This window comes from Asanoa iriomotensis (assembly GCF_016862515.1).
GTDB lineage: Bacteria > Actinomycetota > Actinomycetes > Mycobacteriales > Micromonosporaceae > Asanoa > Asanoa iriomotensis.
In genome coordinates this window covers 1-2,428 of record NZ_BONC01000169.1, presented here as the reverse complement: position 1 = coordinate 2,428, position 2,428 = coordinate 1, and the positions used below count along the sequence as shown (strand labels likewise).

Here is a 2,428-nt window from a genome sequence, read left to right as displayed (position 1 = left end):
GGCCATGGGGATCCGGATGTCCTGGTAGCTCGTGGTGATCACCGGGTGGGCGCCACCGTCCAAAGTGAAGTCGCCGAACACCTTGGTCGAGCCGCCGAGGCCGAGGTTGAAGTGGCTCTGCTCTCCGCCGGCCGCGCCCTTGACCCGGACCACCAGATAGGTCCGGCTGGAGAGGTCGACACCGACGTCGGAGCCGAACCAGCCGCAGTTGTTGTAACGCAGGCTCAACGCCCCACCGGTCACAACCCCGGAACCGCCGCCGTCGAGGAAGCAGTTGCCGCCGGTCCATTTCCCGAGGTCGTTCTGAGCCGAGGAGGGATACGCCGGCGTGCCGTCGAAGTTGTCCAGCACCAGGCCCGTCGGCGGTGGCGGCGTCGCATCCGTCGTCACCGACACGGTGTTGCTCGCTGCGGATCGGTTGCCGGCCGCATCACGCGCCCTAACTGTGTAACTGTAAGCAGTGGCCGCGGTCAGACCATTGTCCGTGAACGACGTCACGGTCGGACTGCCCACCAATGTCGCGCCACGGAACACCTCGTAGCCCGTGACACCGGCGTTGTCGGTGGACGCCGTCCACGACAGCGCGACCGACGTGTCGGTCTTGCCGGTCGTTGACAGCGTGGGCACGCTCGGCGCCGTGCAGTCGCCTGCGCACCCGGAAGTGGTCGCCGACACCGTCGCAGACAGGCCCGACACGTTCCCCGCGGCATCCACCGAACGGACCTGATACTGGTAGGTCTGCCCCGGCGAGCGGCCGCCGTCGGTGTACGACGTCCCGGCCACCGTGCCGGCGAGCACCCCGTTGCGCCACACCTGGTAGCCGGTCACGCCGACGTTGTCGGTCGACGCCGACCAGGACAGAGAGACGCTGGTGTTCGTCACGCCGGTGACGGTCAGGCCCACCGGCACCGACGGCGCGGTGCAGTCACCCGTGCACGCGCCGACGGTGACCGCGGTGGAGAGCACGTTGTAGCCCTTGGCCGCGTCCCAGACGCCGGTGTTGGCAAACCGCACCGAGTACTCCGGGCGCGACTGGAGACCCGCGCTGGGATCCGGCAGCCACAGGGCCAGCTTGTAGCTGCCCGCCGAGGCCCCGCCCGGCACGCTCACCGTCGCGCTCACGGTGTTCGGACCCGCCAGCCAGCCGCGTGGATCCACATTGAGCGGAAGGTTGTAGCGGTTGGTGCCGTTGTCCAGCACGAGGTAGACCGGGCGGGTCTTCACGAGCCCGGACCAGCCGTCGTTGTTGAGGTGCGCGGTGAAGCTCAGCCCGCCGCCCGGCGCGACGGTGGTCGGGAACGTCGCGTCCAGCAGCCTGAGCCGATAGCCGAGCTTGCGCTTGATGCGGACGAAGCAGGTCTCAGCGGGGTCGTTACCGGCGGCGGCCAACTGCGAGGCCTTCCACTTGTCGGTGTTGACGGCCGCATAGTCCTCGTTGATCTCGGTGAAGTTGAGCTTCTGCATCTCGGTCTGCGCGTTGACACAGGCGGCGTCGTTGTAGCCGTCGGACCCGCAGGTCTCGCCGCCGACCATCTTGTTGTGCCCGGCCGACGTAGCCAGGTCGTACATCCACTGCTTCTTCTGCTCGATGTAATACCAACCCATCCACGACGGGTTGTCATAGGTGCCCATGTCGTTGTAGTCGGCCAGGAAGCAGTCGTTGTGGAAACCGATCCGGTCCTTCTGCGCCTGCGTCAGCGTGCAGCCGCTCGGCACGACGCACGACGTCGGGTCGACGACCTCCTTGATGTAGATGGGATAGCGCATCGCGAGCGGGATCGTGGCCGGCGTGGTGTCGGCGATCCGCTTCATGATGCGGTAGCGGGCCGGTGCCTCCTCGACCGACGACGGGTTGGTCAGGCCACCGGTGTGCCACTCGCCCCAGGCACCGAGGTAGCCGGTCTCCAGATGCAGCACCACGTCCGCGTTGGCCGTGATGACCGCGTTGAGTTGACCGATGTGCGCGAGGATCTGCGCCTCGTCGACACTGACATAACCATCCCAGGTGTACGCGGGCCGCAGCACGATCTTCATGCCGGCGGCCCGCACCGCGGCCAGCCCCGACCCCAGGTTGTCCAGCAGCGCCTGCGGCAGAGCCTGGGTCCGGTACTTGTCCAGGTGGACATAGCTGTGGATCAGCGTGTTGCCGTTGGCCCGCGCGCGGGCGAACGTCCGGTCCAGCAGGTCCGGGTTGAAGCCCGGGATCGAGGCGGCGTTGACGTAGTCGTTGACCGCCGGGTCGTTGATGATCTCGTACCGGTTGTGGTAGCCGCGTTCCGGGTTCGGGAACGCCGTGGCCAGGTCGGCCTGGTAGGTGACGGTGGCGGCCTGGGCGGGCGCGGCGACCGCCGCCACACCCAGGCCGGCGACCAGCGTCGCCACGGTGAGCAACCGCAGAGTGCGCATGATGCCTTCCCCTACTGGAAGG

Annotated in this window: 1 protein-coding gene; it reads right to left on the bottom strand. The window is 67.8% G+C overall.

The window, feature by feature from the left end; all coding sequences use genetic code 11:
• On the bottom strand, window positions 1-2,406 hold a 2,406-nt coding region (locus Air01nite_RS40770), incomplete at its 3' end, for a DUF4832 domain-containing protein (protein WP_203708888.1).
• Window positions 2,407-2,428 lie beyond the last annotated feature (22 nt).